The sequence below is a fragment of the Rhizobium sp. BR 315 genome (assembly GCF_050577975.1).
GTDB lineage: Bacteria > Pseudomonadota > Alphaproteobacteria > Rhizobiales > Rhizobiaceae > Rhizobium > Rhizobium miluonense.
In genome coordinates, this window is record NZ_JARWKZ010000025.1 from 63,231 (window position 1) to 83,744 (window position 20,514).

Here is a 20,514-nt window from a genome sequence, read left to right on the forward strand (position 1 = left end):
GCCATGGACAAATCCACTTTCGAAGAACCCAAGGTCGTCATCAACGGGTCGATACATGGCTCGCTGCGCCATGATTCCGCACACAAGCATGTGACCGGAGCCGCCGATTACATCGACGATATTCCCGAGCCTGCCGGGCTGCTGCACGGCGCTCTCGGTCTTTCCGACCGCGCCCATGCCGAAATCGCCGGCTTCGACCTCTCGGCCGTCAAAGCCTATCCGGGCGTCGTCTGGGTGTTCACCGGCGCCGATATTCCCGGCGTCAACGACACCAGCTCCAACGGCATGCATGACGAACCGCTGCTTGCGGAAACTAAAGTCGAGTTTCATGGGCAGCCGATTTTCGCTGTTATCGCCGAGACCAGAGATGCCGCCCGGCGGGCTGCGCGCCTTGCTAAGGTAGAGTATCGCGACCTGCCGCATTGGAGCGATATCGACGGCGCACTCGCCAATGGTGCACCGCTCGTCTACGAGCCGATGACACTGAAGCGCGGCGAGCCGGAAACCGAAATGGCCAACGCCAAGCATCGCATCAAGGCGCAGATGCGCATCGGCGGCCAGGAGCATTTCTACCTCGAAAGCCACATCGCTGTGGCGATCCCCGGCGAAGACGACGAAGTTGCCGTCTGGTCTTCGACGCAGCATCCGAGCGAAATTCAGCATATCGTCGGCCATGTCCTCGGCATCCCGTCCAACGCTGTGACAGTCAATGTGCGCCGCATGGGCGGCGGCTTCGGCGGCAAGGAAACGCAGGGCAACCAGTTTGCGGCGCTGGCCGCCGTCGCCGCCAAGAAGCTTGGCTGCGCCGTAAAATTCCGGCCTGACCGCGACGAGGACATGAGCGCAACGGGCAAGCGGCACGACTTTCTGGTGGATTACGAAGTCGGCTTCGACGATGACGGCCGCATCCACGCGGTCGATGCGACCTATGCCGCTCGCTGCGGCTTCTCATCCGATCTGTCCGGCCCGGTCACCGATCGCGCGTTGTTCCATGCGGATTCCAGCTATTTCTACCCGCATGTGCATCTGGTTTCCAAGCCGCTGAAGACGCATACCGTCTCCAACACCGCCTTCCGCGGCTTCGGCGGCCCGCAAGGCATGGTCGGCGGCGAGCGCATGATCGAAGAGATCGCCTATGCGCTCGGCAAGGACCCGCTGGAGGTGCGTCGCGCCAATTTCTACGGCCAGCCCGGCTCCGGCCGGACGCTGACACCCTATCATCAGGAAGTCACCGACAACATCATCAATCGCATCGTCGATGAGCTGCAAACGTCATCCGACTATCAGGTGCGGCGCAACGCCATCATCGAGTTCAACCGCTCCAGCCGTTTCATCCGTAAGGGGATTGCGCTGACGCCGGTGAAATTCGGCATCTCCTTCACCATGACCGCCTTCAACCAGGCCGGCGCATTGGTGCATATCTATCAGGACGGCTCCATCCACCTGAACCATGGCGGCACCGAAATGGGCCAGGGCCTCTATACCAAGGTGGCACAGGTTCTTGCCGACAGTTTCCAGGTCGATATCGACCAGGTGAAGATCACCGCCACCACGACCGGCAAGGTGCCGAATACATCGGCGACGGCCGCTTCGTCCGGCTCCGACCTGAACGGCATGGCCGCCTTCGATGCCGCTCGGCAAATCAAGGAACGGCTCGTCGCCTTCGCCGTCGAGAAATGGGGCGTTGGCGCCGAGGAGGTGCAATTCCTCCCCAATCGGGTGCGGGTCGGTGAAACGGAGATCCTCTTCCCGGATTTCGTCAAACAGGCCTATTTCGCCCGTGTCCAGCTTTCGGCCGCCGGCTTTTACAAGACGCCGAAGATCCATTGGGATCGCAAGGCCGGTCGCGGCACGCCCTTCTATTACTTCTCCTATGGTGCCGCCTGCTCGGAAGTGTCGATCGATACATTGACCGGCGAATATTTGATCGACCGCACAGACATCCTCCACGATGTCGGCCGCTCCCTCAATCCGGCGATCGATATCGGGCAGGTCGAAGGCGCCTTCGTGCAGGGCATGGGCTGGCTGACGACCGAGGAACTCTGGTGGGATGACAAGGGGCGCCTCCGCACGCATGCGCCTTCCACCTACAAGATCCCCCTCGCTTCCGACCGGCCAAAGATCTTCAACGTCCGCCTGGCTGAGTGGTCTGAAAACACGGAAGCCACCATCGGCCGCTCGAAGGCCGTCGGCGAGCCGCCCTTCATGCTCAGCATCTCGGTGCTCGAAGCGCTATCGATGGCAGTCGCCAGCGTCGCGGATTACCGCGTCTGCCCTCGCCTCGATGCGCCGGCAACGCCGGAGCGGGTGCTGATGGCGGTCGAGCGGCTCAAGGGGATATGATGCCTTCTGTGCCAAAATGCTGGCATGCAGAAAGTTGGAAGTCACAATGGGAAATCGCGTTTGATGGTGCATACCCCCTCCGTTACGGAGTAACGGAGGGGGTATGCACTCTCCACTCATTTCAAGGGTCCTAACTCATAGCCCCCGCCATTCAAAAACTTCCCACGCGAAGGCCTGGGGCGGCGAGAAAGAATGGCTCAAACGTCTGACACTTCCGATTGACGGATCGGCAACACAGACAAGAGCCCGGAAGTCATCGCCGTCATGACTGCCGCCGAACTCCTGACGGCGCTCGCCGCCTATCGAAGCCGATCATCCTGATAGTGCGGCTCGCGCCCGTCAAGAAAGCCGAGATCGCGCTTCACCCGATCCGGCATCTCCTCAAGATCCAGATTCGGTGATGGCTCGGCACGCTTCGCAAGGACCTGCATCAACGATTCCAGAACCCGTGCCAGAACCGTGGATCGGGCTACTTCCACCTGTTCCACGACATAGCAATCCATGGCAACACCTCAATTAAACCAGCGATATGAATTGCAGTTTGGCGTGAAAAATGCTGAAATTCCAATTGAAGTATCGTCTATTCGCATAAAGAGAGCTTATCCATGAAGTTGTCCAAACGCTTCCCCCTGAATGCGCTCCGCGTCTTCGAAGCCGCCGCCCGGCTCGGCAGCTTTACGCGGGCCGGAGAAGAACTCGGCATGACACAGACGGCGGTCAGCTATCAGATCAAACTGCTGGAGGAGACAACGGGCGAGCCGCTTTTCTTGCGCCGTCCGCGGCAGATACTATTGACGGAGGCGGGAGAACAGCTGGCACCGAAAGTAGCCGAAGCCTTTGCCATGCTGCAGGACGCCATGGCCTCGATCAGCGGGGACGCCGAGACCACACTGCACATACACTCCACCCCCACATTCGCGTCCCAGTGGCTGGCTCGCCATATCGGCACCTTTCAGCTCAAACACCCCAAGATCGCCGTTCGTCTTGCCACTTCGGGATCGATCATCGATTTCGCGCGGGAACCGTCCGACATCGCCATCCGCGCAGGGCGCGGAACATGGCCTGGATTGCGAGCGCACCTGCTGATGAAGATGCGTTTCACACCCATGCTCAGTCCGGCCCTGGCAGCGACGATCGGCGGCGTGCACGAGCCGGCCGACCTCCTCAAGCTGCGCATCATCGATGCAGGCGATCCATGGTGGGTCCAATGGTTCCAGGAGGCCGGTGTGCCGGATCCCGGCCTTCAGGGAAGACCGCGCAGCCGGCTTGGCGCACAATCCTTCGAAGCGAGCGCCGCCATAGCGGGCCAGGGCGCCGCCGTGCTAACCCCGGAATTCTACGCAGATGACTTGGCCTCCGGTCGGCTGATCCAGCCCTTCGATCTGCTCTCGACCGACGGCTCCGATTATTGGATCGCCTATCCGGAAAACCGGCGTCACACACCACGCATCCGCGCGTTCAGGGATTGGATCCTCGGCGAATTCGGCATGCCGCTCGACTAACGCAAATCCAGTAAAAGTGCGCAGCGGTTTTCCGTCCGGAATGCGTAAAAACAAGGAGATAGAGCGGTTCAGAGATCGATGACGAGCTGAACCGCTCCAGAGCTCACTCGGACATGTCAGGCGCATAGAAGCAGCGCGGCGTATTCTCATCCGGAAACAGACAGAGATGATAGGCGCCATCCGGCGAGTGCATCGCTTTCTTCTGCGGCAGGGTGAAGATGTGCTCACGCGTCACGCTATGATGATCGCCGGGATTTATCGTTAGCCGATAGCCGCCAGGGATGATGGTGACCGTGCGCGAGGGGATCATCTCGCAATCCCCGCTCTCACCATCGCCGTTGCAACAATAGGGATCATAGGACCAGCCGGAAGGCGCGTCGTGCGCCATGGCAGAGGCTGCGAAAAGAAGAAAGACGAGCGCCAGAATACCACGCATGGGCAATTCTCCGTCGAAAAAATAGACGCTGCCGCGGACACGGCCCGCTCCAAGCAGCCGAGGGAATTTTAGTAAAAACTGCTATAACCTGATTTAATGCGCTCCCGACGCCCGACAAGATCGTAGCTTTCAGTCGGCGCATCAAACTCTCTCCTTCCATCCGACCCCAACATTTTGCAAAGTGCCGAGTCGAAGAAGGGAAAAGGGGAACGGAATGTATGAATACGCCATAGCGTGGGAATGGCTGGCTTTTGCCGTCCGTTGGTTCCACGTCATAACCGCCATAGCGTGGATCGGCTCTTCCTTCTATTTCATCGCGCTCGATCTCGGGCTCGTGAAGCGGCCGCATCTTCCGCCCGGGGCCCATGGCGAGGAATGGCAGGTTCACGGCGGCGGCTTCTATCATATCCAGAAATATCTCGTCGCCCCCGCGCAGATGCCCGAGCATCTGACCTGGTTCAAATATGAGAGCTATTTCACGTGGCTTTCCGGCTTCCTGATGATGTGCATCGTCTACTATGGCGGTGCCAATCTCTTCCTCATCGATCGGCACGTGCTCGATGTCGGCGTGCCCGTCGCGATCCTGATTTCGCTGGCGTCGCTCGCCGTCGGCTGGATCATCTACGACCTGCTCTGCAAATCGCCGCTCGGCAACAATACCTGGGGCCTGATGATCGTGCTCTATGCCGTTCTGGTCTTCATGGCCTGGGGATACACTCATCTTTTCACCGGCCGCGCAGCCTTTCTGCATCTCGGCGCGTTTACCGCGACGATCATGTCGGCCAACGTCTTCATGATCATCATCCCCAATCAGAAGATCGTTGTCGCCGATCTCATCGCCGGCCGCACGCCGGACCCGAAATACGGCCGCATCGCCAAGCAGCGTTCGCTGCACAACAACTACCTGACGCTGCCCGTCATCTTCTTCATGTTGTCGAACCACTACCCCCTGGCTTTCGGCACGGCCTACAACTGGGTCATCGCAGCGCTGGTATTCCTGATGGGCGTTACCATCCGCCACTGGTTCAACACGACGCATGCCCGCCAGGGACGTCCGACCTGGACCTGGATCGTCACGCTCGTCCTCTTCATCGTCATCGTGTGGCTCTCGACCGTTCCGAAAGTGCTGACCGGCGAAAAGGAAGCCAACGCCGTCTCGCCGGCTTTCCAGCAATTCGCCTCGGACCCGCATTTCCCGGCCGTCAAGCAGATGATCTCGACGCGCTGTTCCATGTGCCACGCGGCAGAACCCGTTTATGAGGGAATTGTCCGCCCGCCGAAGGATGTCAGGCTGGAAAATGACGAAGAAATCGCTATGCATGCCCGGGAGATCTATATCCAGGCCGGGCGCAGCCATGCCATGCCTCCGGGCAACGTTACCGATGTGACGCCCGAGGAGCGCAAATTGCTGGTCGCCTGGTTCGAAAGCTCCATCGGAGAAAAAAGCCAATGACCACTCTTCTGCGCGGCCGCCTGCTTTCCTTCAAGCGCCTGCCGCAAAGCCTCGATGATACGGACAGCTACGCTTACGAAAGCGATGGCGGTCTGCTGATCGAAGACGGCGTGATCGCCGCGACCGGTCCCTACACTGATATCAAGGCGCAGGCGCCGGACGACGCCACCGAAATCGATCACCGCCCGCATCTCATCCTGCCGGGCTTCATCGACATGCACCTGCACTTCCCGCAGATGCAGGTGATCGCCTCCTATGCCGCCAACCTGCTGGAATGGCTGAACACTTATACCTTCCCCGAGGAATGCCGCTTTGTCGAAAGCGCGCATGCGGAGCGTATCGCCACGCATTTTTACGACGAGATGATCCGCCACGGCACCACGACGGCCGTCGCCTACTGCTCGGTGCACAAGACCTCCGCTGACGCCTATTTTGCCGAAGCCATGCGGCGCAACATGCGCATGGTCGGCGGCAAGGTGATGATGGACCGCAATGCTCCGCAAGGCCTGCTCGACACGCCCGAGATGGGCTATGACGAGACCCGTCAGGTGATCGCCGACTGGCACGGCAAAGGCCGCAACCATGTGGCCATCACGCCGCGTTTCGCCATCACCTCCACGCCGGCGCAGATGGAGGCGACTGCAGCCCTCGCCCGAGAATTCCCGGATCTGCATATTCAGACGCATCTTTCGGAGAACCACGACGAGATCGCCTTCACCTGCGAACTCTACCCGGAAGCGATCGACTATACCGATATTTATGCGCGCTACGGGTTGCTTGGGCCCAAGAGCCTGTTCGGCCATGCGATCCATCTCTCCGAGCGCGAAGCCGATGCCATGAGCGAGGCCGGCGCGGTCGCGGTACATTGCCCGACCTCGAACCTGTTTCTCGGCTCCGGCCTCTTCCCGCTAAAGGCACTGGCACGCCGCGAAAAACCCGTCCGCATCGGCGTCGCCACCGATATCGGCGGCGGCTCCAGCTATTCCATGCTGCGTACCATGGACGAAGCCTACAAGATCCAGCAGCTGCTCGGCGAGCGCCTGAATCCACTCGAAAGCTATTATTATATGACGCGCGGCAATGCGGAATCACTCTCCCTCGTCGACAAGATCGGCACGCTCGACACCGGCACCGAAGCCGACCTCATCGTCCTCAATGCCGCCGCGACACCGGCCATGGCGCTGAAGATGGAGGTGACGAAGAGCCTCACCGAGGAGCTGTTCCTGTTGCAGACCATGGGCGACGACCGCGCCGTCGTCGAAACCTACGTCGCCGGAAAGCCGATGAAATCGACCCTGCAATAAGGCAATCCGAACCCGCCATCATGTAACCATCCAGAAGGCAGAGAACCATGACCGCGCCGCTTACCATCGCCGAACTGAAGACGCTTGCCGAGCGGCGCGTGCCGAAAATGTTCTTCCAATATGCCGATTCCGGCTCATGGACGGAATCGACCTACCGGGCGAACGAGGCGGATTTCGCCAAGATCAAGCTGCGTCAGCGCGTCCTCGTCGACATGTCCGACCGGTCGCTCGCAACCACAATGGTCGGCCAGAAGGCCTCCATGCCGGTGGCGCTGGCTCCGACGGGCCTTACCGGCATGCAGCATGCCGATGGCGAGATGCTGGCAGCCCGGGCTGCGGAGGAATTCGGCATTCCCTTCACTCTGTCGACCATGAGCATCTGCTCGATCGAGGACATCGCTTCGGTCACGAAACAACCCTTCTGGTTCCAGCTCTACGTCATGAGGGATCGCGATTTCGTCCTGAACCTGATCCAACGAGCGAAGGCGGCGAAATGCTCGGCGCTCGTGCTGACGGCCGACCTACAGATCCTCGGTCAACGCCATAACGACATCCGCAACGGGCTTTCTGCGCCGCCGAAAATGACGGTCAAGAACCTCTGGCAGATGGCGACGCGGCCGGGCTGGTGCATGAACATGCTGAAGACCAAACGCCACTCCTTCGGGAATATCATCGGCCATGCCAAGGATATTTCCGACATGACGACGCTGGCGCACTGGACGCATTCGCAGTTCGACACCAAGCTCTCCTGGAGCGATGTCCGCTGGATCAAGGAGCAATGGGGTGGCCCGCTCATCATCAAGGGCATTCTCGATGTCGAGGATGCGAAGGCGGCCGTCGATACCGGCGCCGATGCCATCATCGTCTCCAACCATGGCGGCCGGCAGCTCGACGGTGCCCGCTCCTCCGTCAGCATGCTGCCTGACATCGTCGATGCCGTCGGTGACAGGATCGAGGTCCATATGGATGGCGGTATCCGCTCCGGTCAGGATGTGCTCAAGGCCGTAGCCCTCGGCGCCAAGGGCACCTTCATCGGCCGCCCCTTCCTCTATGGTCTGGGCGCCATGGGTAAGGAAGGCGTGACGCTGGCGCTGGAGATCATCCGCAAGGAGCTCGATATCTCGATGGCGCTCTGCGGCAAGCGGGATATCAAGACGGTGGATCGGTCGATCCTAGCCGATCTCTAGCGCAACCAGCCCGTCGCCAGACCGCTCGCCCATTCGGCGCGGCTATTCTGCGCCGCGAGCCTCGCCATCGCCATGTGGTCATAAGCGACCTGCCGGAAGATCGGCAGCCAATGATCGGCCTTCTTTTCCAGAATGACATAGGAGGCAAAGGGATGGCCGACTTCGACCTTGTGATAATGAGGCAGGTCGTCGTCATAGGCGGGGCAGCCGACACTGCCGGGATTGACGATAAGACGTCCATCGGAAAGCCTGACGATACGTGGAATATGCGTGTGTCCGCACAGAATCAGCGGAAAATCGATGCCGGCGGCAAGCGCTTCGATTTCCTCGAGCGGCTTCTGATAAACGTGACCGTCAGCAGAGACGGATTCCAGCCAATAGACGTTATCTGCTGCCGGTGTCGCGTGGCAAAGATAGGCTTCGTTTCTGTAGACGGCACTGAAAGGCAGGCTGCGCAGCCAGTCGAGATGACGTTCGGACAGTTCAGCATAAGCGGCCTTATCGGAAACATGCAGCGTCTCCGGCGCCTGTTCAATCAGATATCGGTCGTGATTGCCGCGCACCGTCAATGCATCCAGGGCCAGAAGCAGATCGGCGGTCTTTCCGGCGGTCAGCGGCCCGCTGAAGCAATCACCGAGATTGACGATATCGCTGATACCTTGGCTTCGAATATCCTCAAGCACCGCCTCAAGCGCTAGATGATTGCCATGAACATCCGCAATGGCCGCGAAGCGCAAGTCTCAGCTCCCGCGATAGGTTGAATAGCCATAGGCCGAGATCAGCAAGGGTACATGATAATGCGCTGTCGTATCGGCAATGCCGAAACGGATCGGCACCAGATCGAGGAAGGCGGGCTCGGGCAGCGTCGCGCCGCTCGCACGCAGATAATCCCCTGCCCGGAACAGCAGCTCGTAGGTACCGGCGGCGAAACTGTCGCCGATCAGGATCGGCCCACCATCCACGCGCCCGTCTGAATTGGTCGTCACCGTCTTCAGATGCGTGCGGGCATCACCCTCGATCCTGAAAAGATCGATGGTCAGGCCTTCGGCCGGCTTGCCGAGGGCTGTATCGAGCACATGGGTGGTCAGTCCGGTCATAGCGTCGGCGCTCCGATGGAGAAGGGCGTGTCGAAGAAATATTCCTCTAGATTGTTTCCAGGTCCATCCCGATCGACAACAAGAAAGTCGCTCTTCTCGCTAAGCGCCATCAGCGGATAATGCCAGGCATTGACTCGATAGTTTACACCCTGATCTCCGCGAGCCAGAAAGGCCTGCGGCCTGCCGGGCTTGCCACCCTCATCCTGCGAGACGACAACGAGAAACGGTCGGCCGTTCAACGGTATGAAACACTGGCTGCCGAAAGGATGGCGCTCCATCATCTCGATCGAGAAGGGAAAGGCACGCGGCTGGCCGCGAAAGATGTTCAGGATAACCCGAGCCCCGTCGCCGATGGCTTCGGCGCTCGATAGCGCATGGAAGCGCTCCGTCGTCCCGCCATTGATGAATCGCATGGTTGCCGGATCAGCCTCGATCACATCGCCGAACGGTGCGAATGCGGCCTTTGTCAAAGGTTGAATGTCTAGATGCTGTGTCATTCTATGATTATTCGCCTTCCGCTCGCCAGTGGCGAATGGAGTCCAGTTGCAGGAGCAACTCCGGAAGAGATTTGTGGGCGAGATCCCAAAGGGTCGTCAACTCGATGTCGAAATACCCTTGCCCAATCCGATTCCTGAAGTCGCGCACCACTTGCCAAGGCAGATCCGGATGGTCAACGACAAACTCCGGATATTCTTCCGCAATGCGCGCAGCCGCCTCGCCGATCAGCATCAGATTCATGCCGACGGCACGCTGCTTTTCGACCATCTTGAAAAAAGCGTCCCTATCTGTCCCCTGCAGAAACTGACCGATTTCAGACCCGGCCCGCTGCATACGATCAAGATGGGCAATCAGCCGATCCAAGCTCATGTCACACGGCTCCCCTCCAGCCAATCTTTAAGCGATGAGCGAAGTGAATGACAGCTCGCCATTATCGCCGAAATGCCCGTATCGAGATTTGGGGAGGAAACACCTGCCGCACGTCAGCTCTCCGGAAGCATGGATTGTAGGCGCAGCAGAGCAATCTTCTCCACTTGCGCCGTTGCCGTCGCAAACTCGGCGTCCCGATCATTGCCGATCCGCGTCTCGAAGGCGGCAAGGATATCGTCCTTGCCGAGACCCTTGACCGCAATGATGAAGGGAAAGCCGAATTTGGCCACATAGGCGCTATTGAGCTCGGTGAAGCGGGCATGCTCCGCCGGGCTGAGCCGGTCGAGCCCGGCGCCCGCCTGCTCCTTGCGGCTGTCCTCGGTCAGCTCGCCGGCGATAGCCAGCCGGCCGGCGAGATCGGGGTGAGCCCTCAGGACGCCAAGCCGCTCGTCAGCACTCGCCGTACGGAAAACTCGCACCAGGGCGCCATGCACGCCGCCCGAGGTCAGCGGCTCGACGATGGCGCCGGCCCCATAGGCGCGCTCCGCGATGAAGGGAGAGTGCTCGAAGACGCCGCCGAAGCGGCTTACGAATTCATCGCTCGAGATCATCTCAGCGCCCGCTCGCGGGAAGATGATGTTCGTGCCAATGCTTGGCGATCTCGATACGCCGGGGGACCCAGACCTTGTCATGTTTCAGCACATATTCGATGAACCGGCGCAATGCCGCGGCGCGACCGGGCCGGCCAACGAGGCGGCAATGCAGGCCGATCGACATCATCTTTGGGCTGCCTTCTTTGCCTTCTTCATAGAGCGTGTCGAACGCATCCTTGAGATAGGTGAAGAACTGGTCGCCTGAATTGAAACCCTGCGGCGTGGCAAAGCGCATGTCGTTGGTTTCGAGCGTGTAGGGGATGATCAGGAACGGCTTGCCGTTCGCGCCATCGACCCAGAAGGGCAGATCATCTGCATAGGAATCGGAGGAATAGAGAAAGCCGCCCTCCTCCATGACGAGCCGCAGCGTATTGTCTGATGGCTTGCCCTGATACATGCCGTAAGGCCGTTCGCCGGTGATCTCGGTATGCAGCCGCACCGCCTCCTGAATATGCTTGCGCTCCAGATCCTCGGAAAAGTCCTTGTATTCCAGCCAGCGGTAACCGTGGCTGGCGATTTCCCAACCGGCTTCCTTCATGGCGGCGACCGCTTCGGGATTGCGCGCCATGGCAAGCGTCACGCCATAGACCGTCGCCTGAACCTTGAGTTCGGTGAACATACGCCACAGCCGCCAGAAGCCGGCGCGCGAGCCATATTCGTAGATCGATTCCATGTTGAGGTTGCGCTGGTTCGGCCAGGAAGCGGCGCCGACGATCTCCGACAGCAGGTTTTCCGAGCCCGGATCGCCGTCGAGAATGCAGCTTTCCCCGCCCTCTTCGTAATTGATCACGAATTGCACCGCGACGCGGGCATCGCCAGGCCATTTCGGGTCGGGAGTGTTGCGGCCATAGCCGATGAGATTGCGGGCGTAATTTTCCGACATTGAAGCACCTTCTTGAATAAGCAGAACGGTAGCATCCATGCAGCGAAAGTCGAGATGGAAAGTGGGAAAATCACTTTCTCTTCAATGGCAAGCGGCCAGGCCGAACAGCACCCGCGAAGCTAGGCAATCTTGCGCGCACTCACCTTGCCCATCGGATGCAGGGAATGCACCCGGAAGGGGCCGCCGGAACCGTCCTCGATCATCAAGGCGATGTTTGAAATGGGGATCGGCGCGGCAAGTGCGGGCTCGAAGAAGTCGCGCAATGCCCGTTCGATGCGCTGCATGTCGCCGGGGCTGACCGTGCCGGTCAGCATCATCTGAAAGCGGAATTCGTCCATCACATGCGGATGGCCCCATCGATGCAGGTTGGCGAACTGCGTCGCCGAAAGACCGTCCGGATCGATGCGCTCGATCTCCGCCTCGGTCAGCGGCGCGCGGTAGAGGTCGAAAGCCTGAACCAAAGAGGCAGCGAGAAAATGCATCTTCTGACTAGATTCGGACGGAACGAGGCCGAGAGCGCCACCGAGCCGCGCAACTTCCAGCCGCGGAATTTCGAACGGCGCGACCGAGCCGGAAAAGCGCATGAGATCGCGCAGCAACGAGGCCTCGGACATGTCTTCCGCCAACCTGAACGGCGCCTTCAGCAAGCCCATGAAACCATAGCGACGGGGAACGGCGGTATAAAAGGCGATCTCATGGATCCCCAGCCCGCGAATGGCAGGCGGATCGACCATCTCGCCGGAATAGACGTTGCGGCCCAGCCAATTTGCGGCCGCAAGCGTCAGCGGATCACTCGCAGACGGCGTGAAGCAAATGGCGTAGCGCATAAAAATTCCTCCAAAGCACGACAGTCCGGCTGACCAAACCGGGTTCCGACGGCCAAGGAGATAGGTGATTTGCGTGACAAATTGACGACCCGAAAGGGCGTATATTCACGTTTTATGTGATACGACTGTAATATGACTTGCCAAAGTGAATGACTGCGGCAACTTGAAGCAACCGGGCATATTTGCGGCCTCGCACACAGCTGCTTCCGCTAGCCGATGCGCCAATCCGAAGCTCACTTTGAAGCCGCCGGTCAGGGCGATCAGCGACGGATGGTCGGGATGAGCACCCACCATCGGGTCGCGATCGACCGCCTTCGGTCGCAAGCCAGCCCAGCGTTCGACCACCTCCGCCCCAGCCAAAACCGGCGCCATCGCACGGGCTGCAGCCAGCAGATCATCCAGCTGACCGTCGGTAGCTAATGGGTCTTCGAAGCGGTTCTCGCTGGTGCTGCCGACTGCGACCAGCCCGCCCTCATGCGGAACGATATAGAGGCCATCGCGAAAGATGACCGGAAGGCTGCCGTCGATATCCGCCTTGAGCAGTGCGGCCTGCCCCTTGACCGGTTGCCCGAGGGCTGATTTGCGATTGTGCGTCAGCCCATCCAGGATCGGGAAAGACTTGTAACCGGCCGCCAGAATGCAGCGGTCGAAATGGATATCCTCTCCACTTGTGACAGCAACACCCCCATCCGGATCGATCCGATCAATGTTCAGGCCTTCAACAAGCCGCACATACCTCGCGGTGGCAAGAAATCTCTGAAGCACGTCCAGCAAGGCACGCGGGGCTACGCGCGCCGCAAGCGTATCGAAGACGAAGCCGCTTTCGCCAGCGGCGGGATCGATCCAGCCCGGAACGGGCGCAGCATCGAGCACCTGCCATTGAAATTCGCGCCTGCCCTGATGCCAATGCGTTTCAGCATCGCGCTGATGACCGAGCGCAATCTGTCGCAGGTGCGGCTTCGGCAGCGGGATCAGGCGGCCGGCGCGACGGTAGCCGGCGGAAAGTCCGGTCGCCGCCTCCAGCACCGCAACCTCCTCCTCCAGAGACAGGAGCGCATCGAACTGAAACTGCTTCTTTTCGGACCACTTGTCCGGCATATGCGGCATCAACGCGCCAAGCAGGCCGCCGCTCGCCCCCTGCCCGAATCCGCCGGCATCGACCAGCAGCGTTTGAATGCCGAGACGTTCGGCATGGACGGCCGCCCATAAGCCCATGATGCCGCCCCCGACGATCAACAGATCGACGGACGATTGACCGGCAGGTCTTGGAGGACTATCGGCTCTTTCCATGACAGATCCAGTTTCCAATCGGACTGATGCGTCCGAGACCAACGCGGCAAGCCCGGAGCTCGAATGGCGCGACGGCGATATGCCCTATTCGCCGGCTTTTGGCGACCATTTTTATTGCCAGACCGATGGTCGGCTTGAATGCGGCCATGTCTTCCTCGCCGGCAATGGCCTGCCCGCGCGCTGGGAGCAGCAGCGAAATTTCTTGATTGGTGAGCTTGGCTTTGGCACTGGCCTGAATTTCTGCGAGACATGGCGCCAGTGGCGGCAGCAGGCGACGCCGGGCTCGGAACTGCACTTCATGTCCTTCGAGCTCTACCCGATGCGTGCCGAGGAGATCGACCGCGCCCTAACGCATTGGCCCGAGATCGACAGCGAGCGTCAGGCTCTGGTCGCCGCATGGCCCGCCGATCCGCAAGGTGTGGTGTCTCTGCAACTCGACGCCCATACACGTCTCACCGTCGTCTGCGGCCTAGCGCTGGATGGCGTAAGCAATGCGCAACCGGGCTTCGACGCCTGGTATCTCGATGGCTTCGCGCCATCGCGCAATGCCGACATGTGGTCGCTGGAACTGATGCAGATGCTTTGCGGCAAGACGGTTTCGAACGGCACCTTCGCCACCTATGCGGCCGCCGGTTTCGTGCGCCGCAATCTTCAAGCCGCAGGCTTCACCGTCGAGCGACGGCAAGGCTTCGCCGGCAAGCGGGAAATGCTCTGCGGCGTCAAGCCGGCCTAGTTGTTGGAGCGATCGGCCCGAAGAGCCCCATCGTCAAGCCAGCGCTGGATCTTTCCTTCGAGAAGCTCGGGGCTGATCGGCTTCGACATGCAATCGTCCATGCCCGCCTCCATGCACATCACGCGATCCACCTCCAGCGCTTGTGCCGTCACGCCGATGATGGGCACATGCCAGCCTTGGCCGGCCTGTGCCTCGAACTGACGGATCATCCGCGTTGCCTGATGACCGTTCATGACCGGCATGGAGACATCCATCAGGATCAGCGCAGGCCCTAACTGGCGCCACGAGTCCACAGCCGCCTGACCGTTTTCCACGACCAGGAAGCGCAGGTTCGTCGCTTGCAGGATCTGCGTGAAGACGATCTGGTTCACCTCGTTGTCTTCGGCCACGAGAACATCGATGCTGTTGCCGGGTCTTGCGGAAGTCATCTGCTCGGTGACCTGGATCGCAGCGGCTGCTTCGACGTCTATCGGCAGGCGCCGGGCCATGGGGCTCGGTGGCCTGCTCGCCTTGCGGCGCCTTGATGTGCGGACGACGTCGATGATCGTATTGCGCAGCACATTGGCGCGCGCGGGTTTCATCAGATGCACCTGGCCGTTGACTGCGGTGAACTCTTTTTCGGAGCCGACCGTCCCCATCGATGTCAGAAACATCACCGGCAGCGCATCAAAGCGGGGATCGGCGCGGACGGCATGCGCGACCTGATGGCCGTTCATGTCGCGCATATTATAGTCGATCATCACGGCATCAACAGGCACGCCCATATCGAAAGCGGCATTCAAAATGGCAAGGGCCGTGCTGCCATCCTCGGCGGCAAAGCTGTCAAAGCCCCATTGTCCGAGCTGTTCGGTCAAGATGCGCCGATGGATATCATGATCTTCGACGATCAAGATACCCGCGCCCTTGACGTCAGCCGGCAGATCCGGAGGCCTGCCGCGCTCGGCAACCAGTGGCATCGGCAAATGGACCGTGAAAACCGATCCCTTGCCCCATTCGCTTTCGACCGACAACGAGCCACCGAAAAGATCGACCAAGCCGGCGGTGATGGCGAGCCCGAGACCGGAACCTTCGAGGCGCCGCGCAAAAGATGAATCCGCGAGCGAGAATTTATCGAAGATGGTGGCAAGCTTCTCGTCTGGAATGCCGATGCCGGTGTCTTCGATGCGCAGCGTCAGCAGCACATCCTCGCCGGCTTCCGGCTGGCTATCCAGCTCGACAAGGACGTGACCGCGCTCCGTAAACTTTATCGCGTTACCGACAAGATTGGTCACGATCTGCCGGAAGCGCCCGGCATCGCCAAGTATTGCCGCCGGCACACCGGGCGCCGCACGTACGATCAGTTCGATATTCTTTTCCGATGCGGCAGCCGCCAGCAGCGCAGCGATATCCTCGACCGCCTCTATCGGGTCAAACGCCATCTTGCGCAGATGCATCTCACCGGTATCGATCCGCGAGAAATCGAGAATATCGTTGATGATGGTCAAAAGCGCATTGCTGGACTTGACGATAATATCGACGAAGGTCTTTTGCCGCGCGTCGAGACCGGTCTTGGCGAGCAATTCCGCCATGCCGAGAACCCCGTTCATCGGCGTGCGGATTTCATGGCTCATATGGGTGAGAAATTCGGATTTGGCCCGATCCGCCGCATTGCTGCGGGCCAGCAGGAGCTGCAGATCGGCCTCACGCTCCTTCATTTCGGTGACATCGGTCAGCACCACGGTCCATCGGCGATGCCCGCCGATCGCGGCTTCAAGCTGTATCCAGCGATCGCCGACGACCTGGAACACGCAGCAGATCGGCTTGCCTGTCCTGATGCTTTCGCCCCAGGACTGCCGCACAGCCTCCGGATCGTCGCCGAAATCGCCGCGAGCCGCGCAATAATCAAAAGCGGCGGACCATTTCCTACCGGCCTCCAGGAGCTCCGCAGGCAGCTTCAGCATGCGCTGCAGCGTGTCGTTTGCCAGGATGATCGTGCCGTCCTGAACAATCAGCAGGCCCTGCGACATGGCCTGCATCGCGTCGGCCACGAGCTCGCCGAGACGCTCAAGCGCCAGCCGTGTCTCGGTAATCTCCTGCGACTGTTGTTTCACGGAGGAAATGTCCGTGTAGGACATCAGTGTGCGGCCATTGGAAATTCGGCGCGCATCGATAATGACGGATTTGCCGTCGGCAAAATCTACTTCAGTCTGCAGGTGCGACCCAGCCTTACGCAGGGCAGCCAAACGCGCCTGATAGATATCTTCGACGCTTTGACTTTCGGGGCCGAAACGCTCCAGCGCGAAATGCCTGGCGATGAGATCGCGATAGGGCCGGCCCTCGAAACGCTCGTCCTTGGAGAACTCCCAGATTTCGTACCAAGCGTCGTTAACGTATTCTACGATGTAGTCGCTGTCATGGATCAGAACCCCGATCGGCATCGAACGGAGGATATTCTCGAGATCGTGGTGCAATGCCTCCGCACGCGCCTGCGCCTCGATGATTTGCATCTCTCGCTGCTTCAACGCCGAGATGTCGGTGACGGAGCCGATTGTGTAATGGCTGCCGTCGGCCGCCGTCGCCCGGTTGAGGCTGATTTTCACCGGTCGCCTCACCTGCTGCCGGTCGACCATTTCGCTTTCGAATTCCCGCCCGCACCCGTCCCTTAAGGCCGCCTCGTTTGCGGCAAAGAAATCATCGGCGCCTGCGTCAAACATCTCATGCTCGGTCTTGCCAAGCATCTCGGCACGATCGAGCCCGGTGATATCGGCATGGGCGGGATTGGAATAGATCAACCGATGATCGGCTCCGCGCACGAAGGTCGCGACCGGCAGATCCTCCAGAACGGTACGGAAGAAGCTGGTCTGGTCGGCCCCTGGGACGGAGTCGGGGGTGGCCGGCGCATCGAGAAACATGCCGAAGACATAGACGCGATCTTCAGAGGGAGCAAAGTTCTCGATCTGTATGCGCGAGCGCTGGTGGCCGGTAGCGTCGAAGCACAGCGCCGTCTCCTCCGACGAGAAGACAAGGGCGCGGCGCTCTTTGTCCTCCCTCTCGGCGCTCTCGCCCGAATCAAGGAGGTCGTGGCTGCGGTTGCCGATGAAATCGGAGACATCACGCCCGAAAAAACGCGCATAAGCTTCGTTGACGGCGACGTAGCGCAGCTCACTGTTCTTGATGTAGGCAGGCCTGTCCAGATTGGCGATCCGGCGGCATGCTATCTCCAGCAGTTCACCGTCCAGGGTCAAACGGAGCCTCTCTTCTCACCACGCATGATAGTTCATAAAGCGATGCTCTATCACAGATCGTTTTAACAAGGCGTTAACCATGTTTAGCCGCCAGGACGACGTAGCGCTCGGCCCCACGCATCGGGGAAATACGTGCAGCCCGATGCCTGTGCCACCGGGTGAGAGGAAGGGGTATGCCTACCTGCTCCCCGAGTGAAATCAAAAACTCTTCGCACTTCCATCATGAACAAAATTTAATGCCGCGCTCCATTTTTTAGCCGCGACTTCGCCCCGTTCTCCTCGCACCGTCAAGCTCGGCTTCGGCTGGGAGGCCTTTGTTTCGGAAAGGGATTTCGATGTCTGTGCTTCGCACTTTAACAACCGCCGGCTTAATCGCGCTGACGCTCGGCAGCGCCGCCGCCGTAACCACCACCAATGCCGGCGCCTCCGAGCGCGGCGCCTTCTTCGGCGGCCTGGCTGCCGGCGTTGTCGGCGGCGCTCTGGCCGCCGAAGCGGTACGGCCGGCATACCCGGCCTATCCTGCTTATTATCCGGCCTACCGGGCCTATCCCGCTTACTACGAAGGACCGGCCTATGAACGCGTCTATGTGCGCCCCTATCCCAGCTGCTATTGGGCCTGGCGCCACGATGGCTGGGGCCGCCCGTATCGGGTCGAGGTCTGCCGCTGAGGCTTGAACGCCGCAGGGTCCGCTACCCCTCCACTATCAACGATGCCGCCTGATTCGGCGGCATTTTCGTTGGCCTGTTGAAGAGCTTTTGCCCGCCCTCTTGACTTTAGCTGCAAAAAAGACCAAATGCGCCTCAGCTTTCACCTTCCGGCCGCCGCGTGAGCGTGCCCTGCGGGACTAGACGTACGCAAGAGAAGGACAAAAGCGCTTTAGATAATGAGACCGCACCCAAGGCGGTCAGATGCGCTGGAAAGCTTTTTCCAACTTACAAGTTCCCACTTCACGCGGGGTTCTTGACGCCAGAGACAGACCGGACCGCATGGTGCGACCCGGCCTTTTTGCTTTGGCGCCCCCGAAAGGTATTGAATTGACCGATTTTCACTCGCTTGGTCTCTCCAAGCAGATCGTCGATACGCTGTCGCAGAACAACTTCGCCACACCGACGCCGATCCAGGCACAGGCGATCCCGCTCGTTCTCCAGGGCCGCGATCTCGTTGGCCTCGCCCAGACCGGCACCGGCAAGACGGCCGCCTTCGGCCTGCCGATCATCGAAATGCTGTTGAAGGACCCCAAGCGCCCGGACAACCGCACTGTCCGCACGCTGATCCTCGCTCCGACCCGCGAGCTGGTGAACCAGATCGCCGACAACCTCAAGCTCTTCGTGCGCAAGACGCACTTGCGGATCAACCTCGTGGTCGGTGGCGCTTCAATCAACAAGCAGCAGCTTCAGCTTGAACGCGGCACCGATATTCTCGTCGCCACCCCGGGCCGCCTGCTCGATCTCATCAGCCGCCGCGCTTTGTCGCTCGGCCATGTCACCCATCTCGTCCTCGACGAGGCCGACCAGATGCTCGATCTCGGTTTCATCCACGATCTGCGAAAGATCTCGAAAATGGTCCCGGCCAAGCGCCAGACCATGCTGTTCTCGGCCACCATGCCGAAGGCGATCGCCGATCTCGCTTCCGACTACCTGACCGATCCGGTCAAGGTCGAAGTATCGCCTCCGGGCAAGGCGGCCGACAAGGTGGAGCAGTATGTCCACTTCGTCGCCGGCCAGAACCATAAGACCGAGATCCTCAAGGAAACGATCTCCGCCAATCCGGATGGCCGCGCCATGGTCTTCCTGCGTACCAAGCACGGCGCTGAGAAGCTGATGAAGCATCTCGACCATGTCGGCTTTGCCGCTGCCTCCATCCATGGCAACAAGAGCCAGGGTCAGCGCGAACGCGCCCTCAAGGCCTTCCGTGACGGCGAAATCCGCGTTCTCGTCGCCACCGATGTCGCCGCCCGCGGCATCGACATCCCCGGCGTTTCGCATGTCTACAACTATGACCTGCCGGAAGTGCCCGACGCCTATGTCCACCGCATCGGCCGCACCGCGCGCGCCGGCCGTGACGGCATCGCCATCGCCTTCTGCGCTCCGGACGAAATCCGCCTGCTGCGCGACATCGAGCGCCTGATGGGCATCGAGATCGCCGTTGCCAGCGGCGAGGCTCCGGCCGACCGTGGCCGTCCGGCTCGCGGCAACAATCGCGGCGGCGCCCGTGGTGGCCAGGGCCAGGGCCAGGGTCGTGGCGCCGGTCAGGGTCGCCCTGAAGGTCGTCCGGCTCGCCCGGCTCGTCGCCCCTTCTTCGACAAGGAAAACGGCGAGGCCCGCGGCCAGGCCGGCGAGCGTCAGGAGCGCCGTCCGCGCGAGGATCGTCCGCAGCGCGAAAACAACCGCAATGCCGATTTCCGCGGCCAGCGCCGCAACGAGCAGACGCCGCGCCCGGAAGTGGACAACGATCTCGTATCGACGTCCGATTTCCGTCCGGCACGCAAGCCGCATCACGGCAACTCCGCGAACGGCAACGGCGCAGGGCATGAAGGCGGCGCCCATCGCGGGCAGCGCCACTCCCATGGCCGCCCGGCGGGTCGTCACAATGAAGACCGCAACCAGAGCGGCCAGGGCGAACAGCGCAACGGCGGAAACGGCCGCGTGAAGCGCCGCAGCCCGGGCAATGGCGGCCAGCGCCGCGAACGCGCCTGATACACGATCAAAAAAGGG

Annotated in this window: 19 protein-coding genes and 1 pseudogene; 9 read left to right on the forward strand and 11 right to left on the reverse strand. The window is 60.6% G+C overall.

Annotated elements, in window-relative coordinates; translation table 11 throughout:
• The first annotated feature begins 3 nt into the window (after window positions 1-3).
• Together xdhB and QD409_RS21895 are read left to right on the forward strand one after the other, a co-directional pair.
• Window positions 4-2,343: a xanthine dehydrogenase molybdopterin binding subunit gene (xdhB, locus tag QD409_RS21890; protein WP_430763682.1), complete on the forward strand. Its 2,340-nt coding sequence runs from the start codon at window positions 4-6 to the stop codon at window positions 2,341-2,343.
• A 178-nt stretch (window positions 2,344-2,521) separates the two neighbouring features.
• Window positions 2,522-2,664 (forward strand): annotated as a pseudogene (locus QD409_RS21895) (xanthine dehydrogenase accessory protein XdhC); the annotation flags it as partial.
• Here QD409_RS21895 and QD409_RS21900 read toward each other — a convergent pair.
• Entirely contained in the window at window positions 2,643-2,846 is a 204-nt protein-coding gene (locus QD409_RS21900) for a hypothetical protein (protein WP_092854398.1), read from the reverse strand. The pseudogene QD409_RS21895 and the gene QD409_RS21900 sit on opposite strands and share 22 nt — an antisense overlap.
• 102 nt (window positions 2,847-2,948) lie before the next feature.
• Between QD409_RS21900 and QD409_RS21905 the strand changes: the two genes are divergently transcribed.
• The gene (locus QD409_RS21905; RefSeq protein ID WP_092854396.1) at window positions 2,949-3,845 is read left to right on the forward strand and encodes a LysR substrate-binding domain-containing protein; all 897 of its coding nucleotides are present in this window, start codon (window positions 2,949-2,951) and stop codon (window positions 3,843-3,845) included.
• 103 nt (window positions 3,846-3,948) lie between these two features.
• On the opposite strand, the gene QD409_RS21910 is transcribed toward QD409_RS21905, so the two are convergent.
• Window positions 3,949-4,281 (reverse strand): hypothetical protein, encoded by a 333-nt coding sequence (locus tag QD409_RS21910; RefSeq protein WP_092854394.1) that lies wholly within the window; start codon window positions 4,279-4,281, stop codon window positions 3,949-3,951.
• A 214-nt stretch (window positions 4,282-4,495) separates the two neighbouring features.
• On the opposite strand from QD409_RS21910, the gene QD409_RS21915 reads away from it, so the two are divergent.
• From QD409_RS21915 to QD409_RS21925, 3 genes are read left to right on the forward strand one after another with little or no spacing between them, the layout of a single operon-like run.
• On the forward strand, window positions 4,496-5,734 hold the full coding sequence (locus QD409_RS21915) for a urate hydroxylase PuuD (RefSeq protein WP_430763683.1): 1,239 nt from the start codon (window positions 4,496-4,498) through the stop codon (window positions 5,732-5,734).
• Window positions 5,731-7,038, forward strand: coding sequence for a guanine deaminase (gene guaD / locus QD409_RS21920; RefSeq protein ID WP_092854390.1), 1,308 nt, complete (start codon window positions 5,731-5,733; stop codon window positions 7,036-7,038). Before QD409_RS21915 ends, guaD begins: the two co-directional genes overlap by 4 nt.
• A gap of 47 nt (window positions 7,039-7,085) precedes the next feature.
• Window positions 7,086-8,225 (forward strand): alpha-hydroxy acid oxidase, encoded by a 1,140-nt coding sequence (locus QD409_RS21925; protein WP_430763684.1) that lies wholly within the window; start codon window positions 7,086-7,088, stop codon window positions 8,223-8,225.
• Here the strand turns inward: QD409_RS21925 and QD409_RS21930 are convergent.
• The 8 genes from QD409_RS21930 to QD409_RS21965 form a co-directional block, all read right to left on the reverse strand.
• On the reverse strand, window positions 8,222-8,962 hold the full coding sequence (locus QD409_RS21930) for a metallophosphoesterase family protein (protein ID WP_430763685.1): 741 nt from the start codon (window positions 8,960-8,962) through the stop codon (window positions 8,222-8,224). The two genes, QD409_RS21925 and QD409_RS21930, sit on opposite strands and share 4 nt — an antisense overlap.
• Before the next feature lie 3 nt (window positions 8,963-8,965).
• On the reverse strand, window positions 8,966-9,322 hold the full coding sequence (gene uraH / locus QD409_RS21935) for a hydroxyisourate hydrolase (RefSeq protein ID WP_430763686.1): 357 nt from the start codon (window positions 9,320-9,322) through the stop codon (window positions 8,966-8,968).
• Entirely contained in the window at window positions 9,319-9,819 is a 501-nt protein-coding gene (locus tag QD409_RS21940) for an ureidoglycolate lyase (RefSeq protein ID WP_430763687.1), read from the reverse strand. The genes uraH and QD409_RS21940 overlap by 4 nt, the downstream gene beginning before the upstream one ends.
• A 7-nt stretch (window positions 9,820-9,826) precedes the next feature.
• Window positions 9,827-10,189, reverse strand: a complete 363-nt coding sequence (locus QD409_RS21945) for a HepT-like ribonuclease domain-containing protein (RefSeq protein ID WP_430763701.1) — start codon at window positions 10,187-10,189, stop codon at window positions 9,827-9,829.
• Window positions 10,190-10,302: 113 nt separating this feature from the next.
• Complete coding sequence (gene uraD, locus QD409_RS21950; RefSeq protein ID WP_430763688.1) at window positions 10,303-10,800, reverse strand: 2-oxo-4-hydroxy-4-carboxy-5-ureidoimidazoline decarboxylase; 498 nt, start codon at window positions 10,798-10,800, stop codon at window positions 10,303-10,305.
• 1 nt (window position 10,801) lies between these two features.
• Complete coding sequence (gene puuE, locus QD409_RS21955) at window positions 10,802-11,725, reverse strand: allantoinase PuuE (RefSeq protein WP_430763689.1); 924 nt, start codon at window positions 11,723-11,725, stop codon at window positions 10,802-10,804.
• A 119-nt stretch (window positions 11,726-11,844) separates the two neighbouring features.
• On the reverse strand, window positions 11,845-12,552 hold the full coding sequence (locus tag QD409_RS21960) for a DUF1045 domain-containing protein (RefSeq protein WP_430763690.1): 708 nt from the start codon (window positions 12,550-12,552) through the stop codon (window positions 11,845-11,847).
• A 105-nt stretch (window positions 12,553-12,657) separates the two neighbouring features.
• A complete protein-coding gene (locus tag QD409_RS21965) occupies window positions 12,658-13,842 on the reverse strand; it encodes an NAD(P)/FAD-dependent oxidoreductase (RefSeq protein ID WP_430763691.1) in 1,185 nt (394 codons plus the stop codon).
• Between QD409_RS21965 and mnmD the strand changes: the two genes are divergently transcribed.
• Window positions 13,841-14,575, forward strand: a complete 735-nt coding sequence (mnmD, locus tag QD409_RS21970) for a tRNA (5-methylaminomethyl-2-thiouridine)(34)-methyltransferase MnmD (protein ID WP_430763692.1) — start codon at window positions 13,841-13,843, stop codon at window positions 14,573-14,575. The genes QD409_RS21965 and mnmD overlap by 2 nt on opposite strands.
• Here mnmD and QD409_RS21975 read toward each other — a convergent pair.
• Window positions 14,572-17,799, reverse strand: a complete 3,228-nt coding sequence (locus tag QD409_RS21975; protein WP_430763693.1) for a response regulator — start codon at window positions 17,797-17,799, stop codon at window positions 14,572-14,574. The two genes, mnmD and QD409_RS21975, sit on opposite strands and share 4 nt — an antisense overlap.
• 335 nt (window positions 17,800-18,134) lie before the next feature.
• On the opposite strand from QD409_RS21975, the gene QD409_RS21980 reads away from it, so the two are divergent.
• Both QD409_RS21980 and QD409_RS21985 read left to right on the forward strand, forming a co-directional pair.
• On the forward strand, window positions 18,135-18,467 hold the full coding sequence (locus tag QD409_RS21980; RefSeq protein WP_092854365.1) for a hypothetical protein: 333 nt from the start codon (window positions 18,135-18,137) through the stop codon (window positions 18,465-18,467).
• A gap of 319 nt (window positions 18,468-18,786) precedes the next feature.
• Window positions 18,787-20,496 carry a DEAD/DEAH box helicase gene (locus tag QD409_RS21985; RefSeq protein WP_430763694.1) on the forward strand — a complete coding sequence of 570 codons (1,710 nt, stop codon included), beginning with the start codon at window positions 18,787-18,789 and terminating at the stop codon, window positions 20,494-20,496.
• Window positions 20,497-20,514: the final 18 nt, after the last annotated feature.

Bases quoted from the DNA above. Each gene is read 5' to 3' on its own strand.
- QD409_RS21905 (WP_092854396.1), top strand. From the start codon at position 2,949: ATGAAGTTGTCCAAACGCTTCCCCCTGAATGCGCTCCGCGTCTTCGAA.
- QD409_RS21940 (WP_430763687.1), bottom strand. From the start codon at position 9,819: ATGACACAGCATCTAGACATTCAACCTTTGACAAAGGCCGCATTCGCA.
- QD409_RS21945 (WP_430763701.1), bottom strand. From the start codon at position 10,189: ATGAGCTTGGATCGGCTGATTGCCCATCTTGATCGTATGCAGCGGGCC.
- uraH (WP_430763686.1), bottom strand. From the start codon at position 9,322: ATGACCGGACTGACCACCCATGTGCTCGATACAGCCCTCGGCAAGCCG.
- QD409_RS21965 (WP_430763691.1), bottom strand. From the start codon at position 13,842: ATGGAAAGAGCCGATAGTCCTCCAAGACCTGCCGGTCAATCGTCCGTC.
- uraD (WP_430763688.1), bottom strand. From the start codon at position 10,800: ATGATCTCGAGCGATGAATTCGTAAGCCGCTTCGGCGGCGTCTTCGAG.
- QD409_RS21925 (WP_430763684.1), top strand. From the start codon at position 7,086: ATGACCGCGCCGCTTACCATCGCCGAACTGAAGACGCTTGCCGAGCGG.
- QD409_RS21900 (WP_092854398.1), bottom strand. From the start codon at position 2,846: ATGGATTGCTATGTCGTGGAACAGGTGGAAGTAGCCCGATCCACGGTT.
- mnmD (WP_430763692.1), top strand. From the start codon at position 13,841: ATGACAGATCCAGTTTCCAATCGGACTGATGCGTCCGAGACCAACGCG.
- guaD (WP_092854390.1), top strand. From the start codon at position 5,731: ATGACCACTCTTCTGCGCGGCCGCCTGCTTTCCTTCAAGCGCCTGCCG.
- puuE (WP_430763689.1), bottom strand. From the start codon at position 11,725: ATGTCGGAAAATTACGCCCGCAATCTCATCGGCTATGGCCGCAACACT.
- QD409_RS21980 (WP_092854365.1), top strand. From the start codon at position 18,135: ATGTCTGTGCTTCGCACTTTAACAACCGCCGGCTTAATCGCGCTGACG.
- QD409_RS21910 (WP_092854394.1), bottom strand. From the start codon at position 4,281: ATGCGTGGTATTCTGGCGCTCGTCTTTCTTCTTTTCGCAGCCTCTGCC.
- xdhB (WP_430763682.1), top strand. From the start codon at position 4: ATGGACAAATCCACTTTCGAAGAACCCAAGGTCGTCATCAACGGGTCG.
- QD409_RS21985 (WP_430763694.1), top strand. From the start codon at position 18,787: ATGGTGCGACCCGGCCTTTTTGCTTTGGCGCCCCCGAAAGGTATTGAA.
- QD409_RS21960 (WP_430763690.1), bottom strand. From the start codon at position 12,552: ATGCGCTACGCCATTTGCTTCACGCCGTCTGCGAGTGATCCGCTGACG.
- QD409_RS21915 (WP_430763683.1), top strand. From the start codon at position 4,496: ATGTATGAATACGCCATAGCGTGGGAATGGCTGGCTTTTGCCGTCCGT.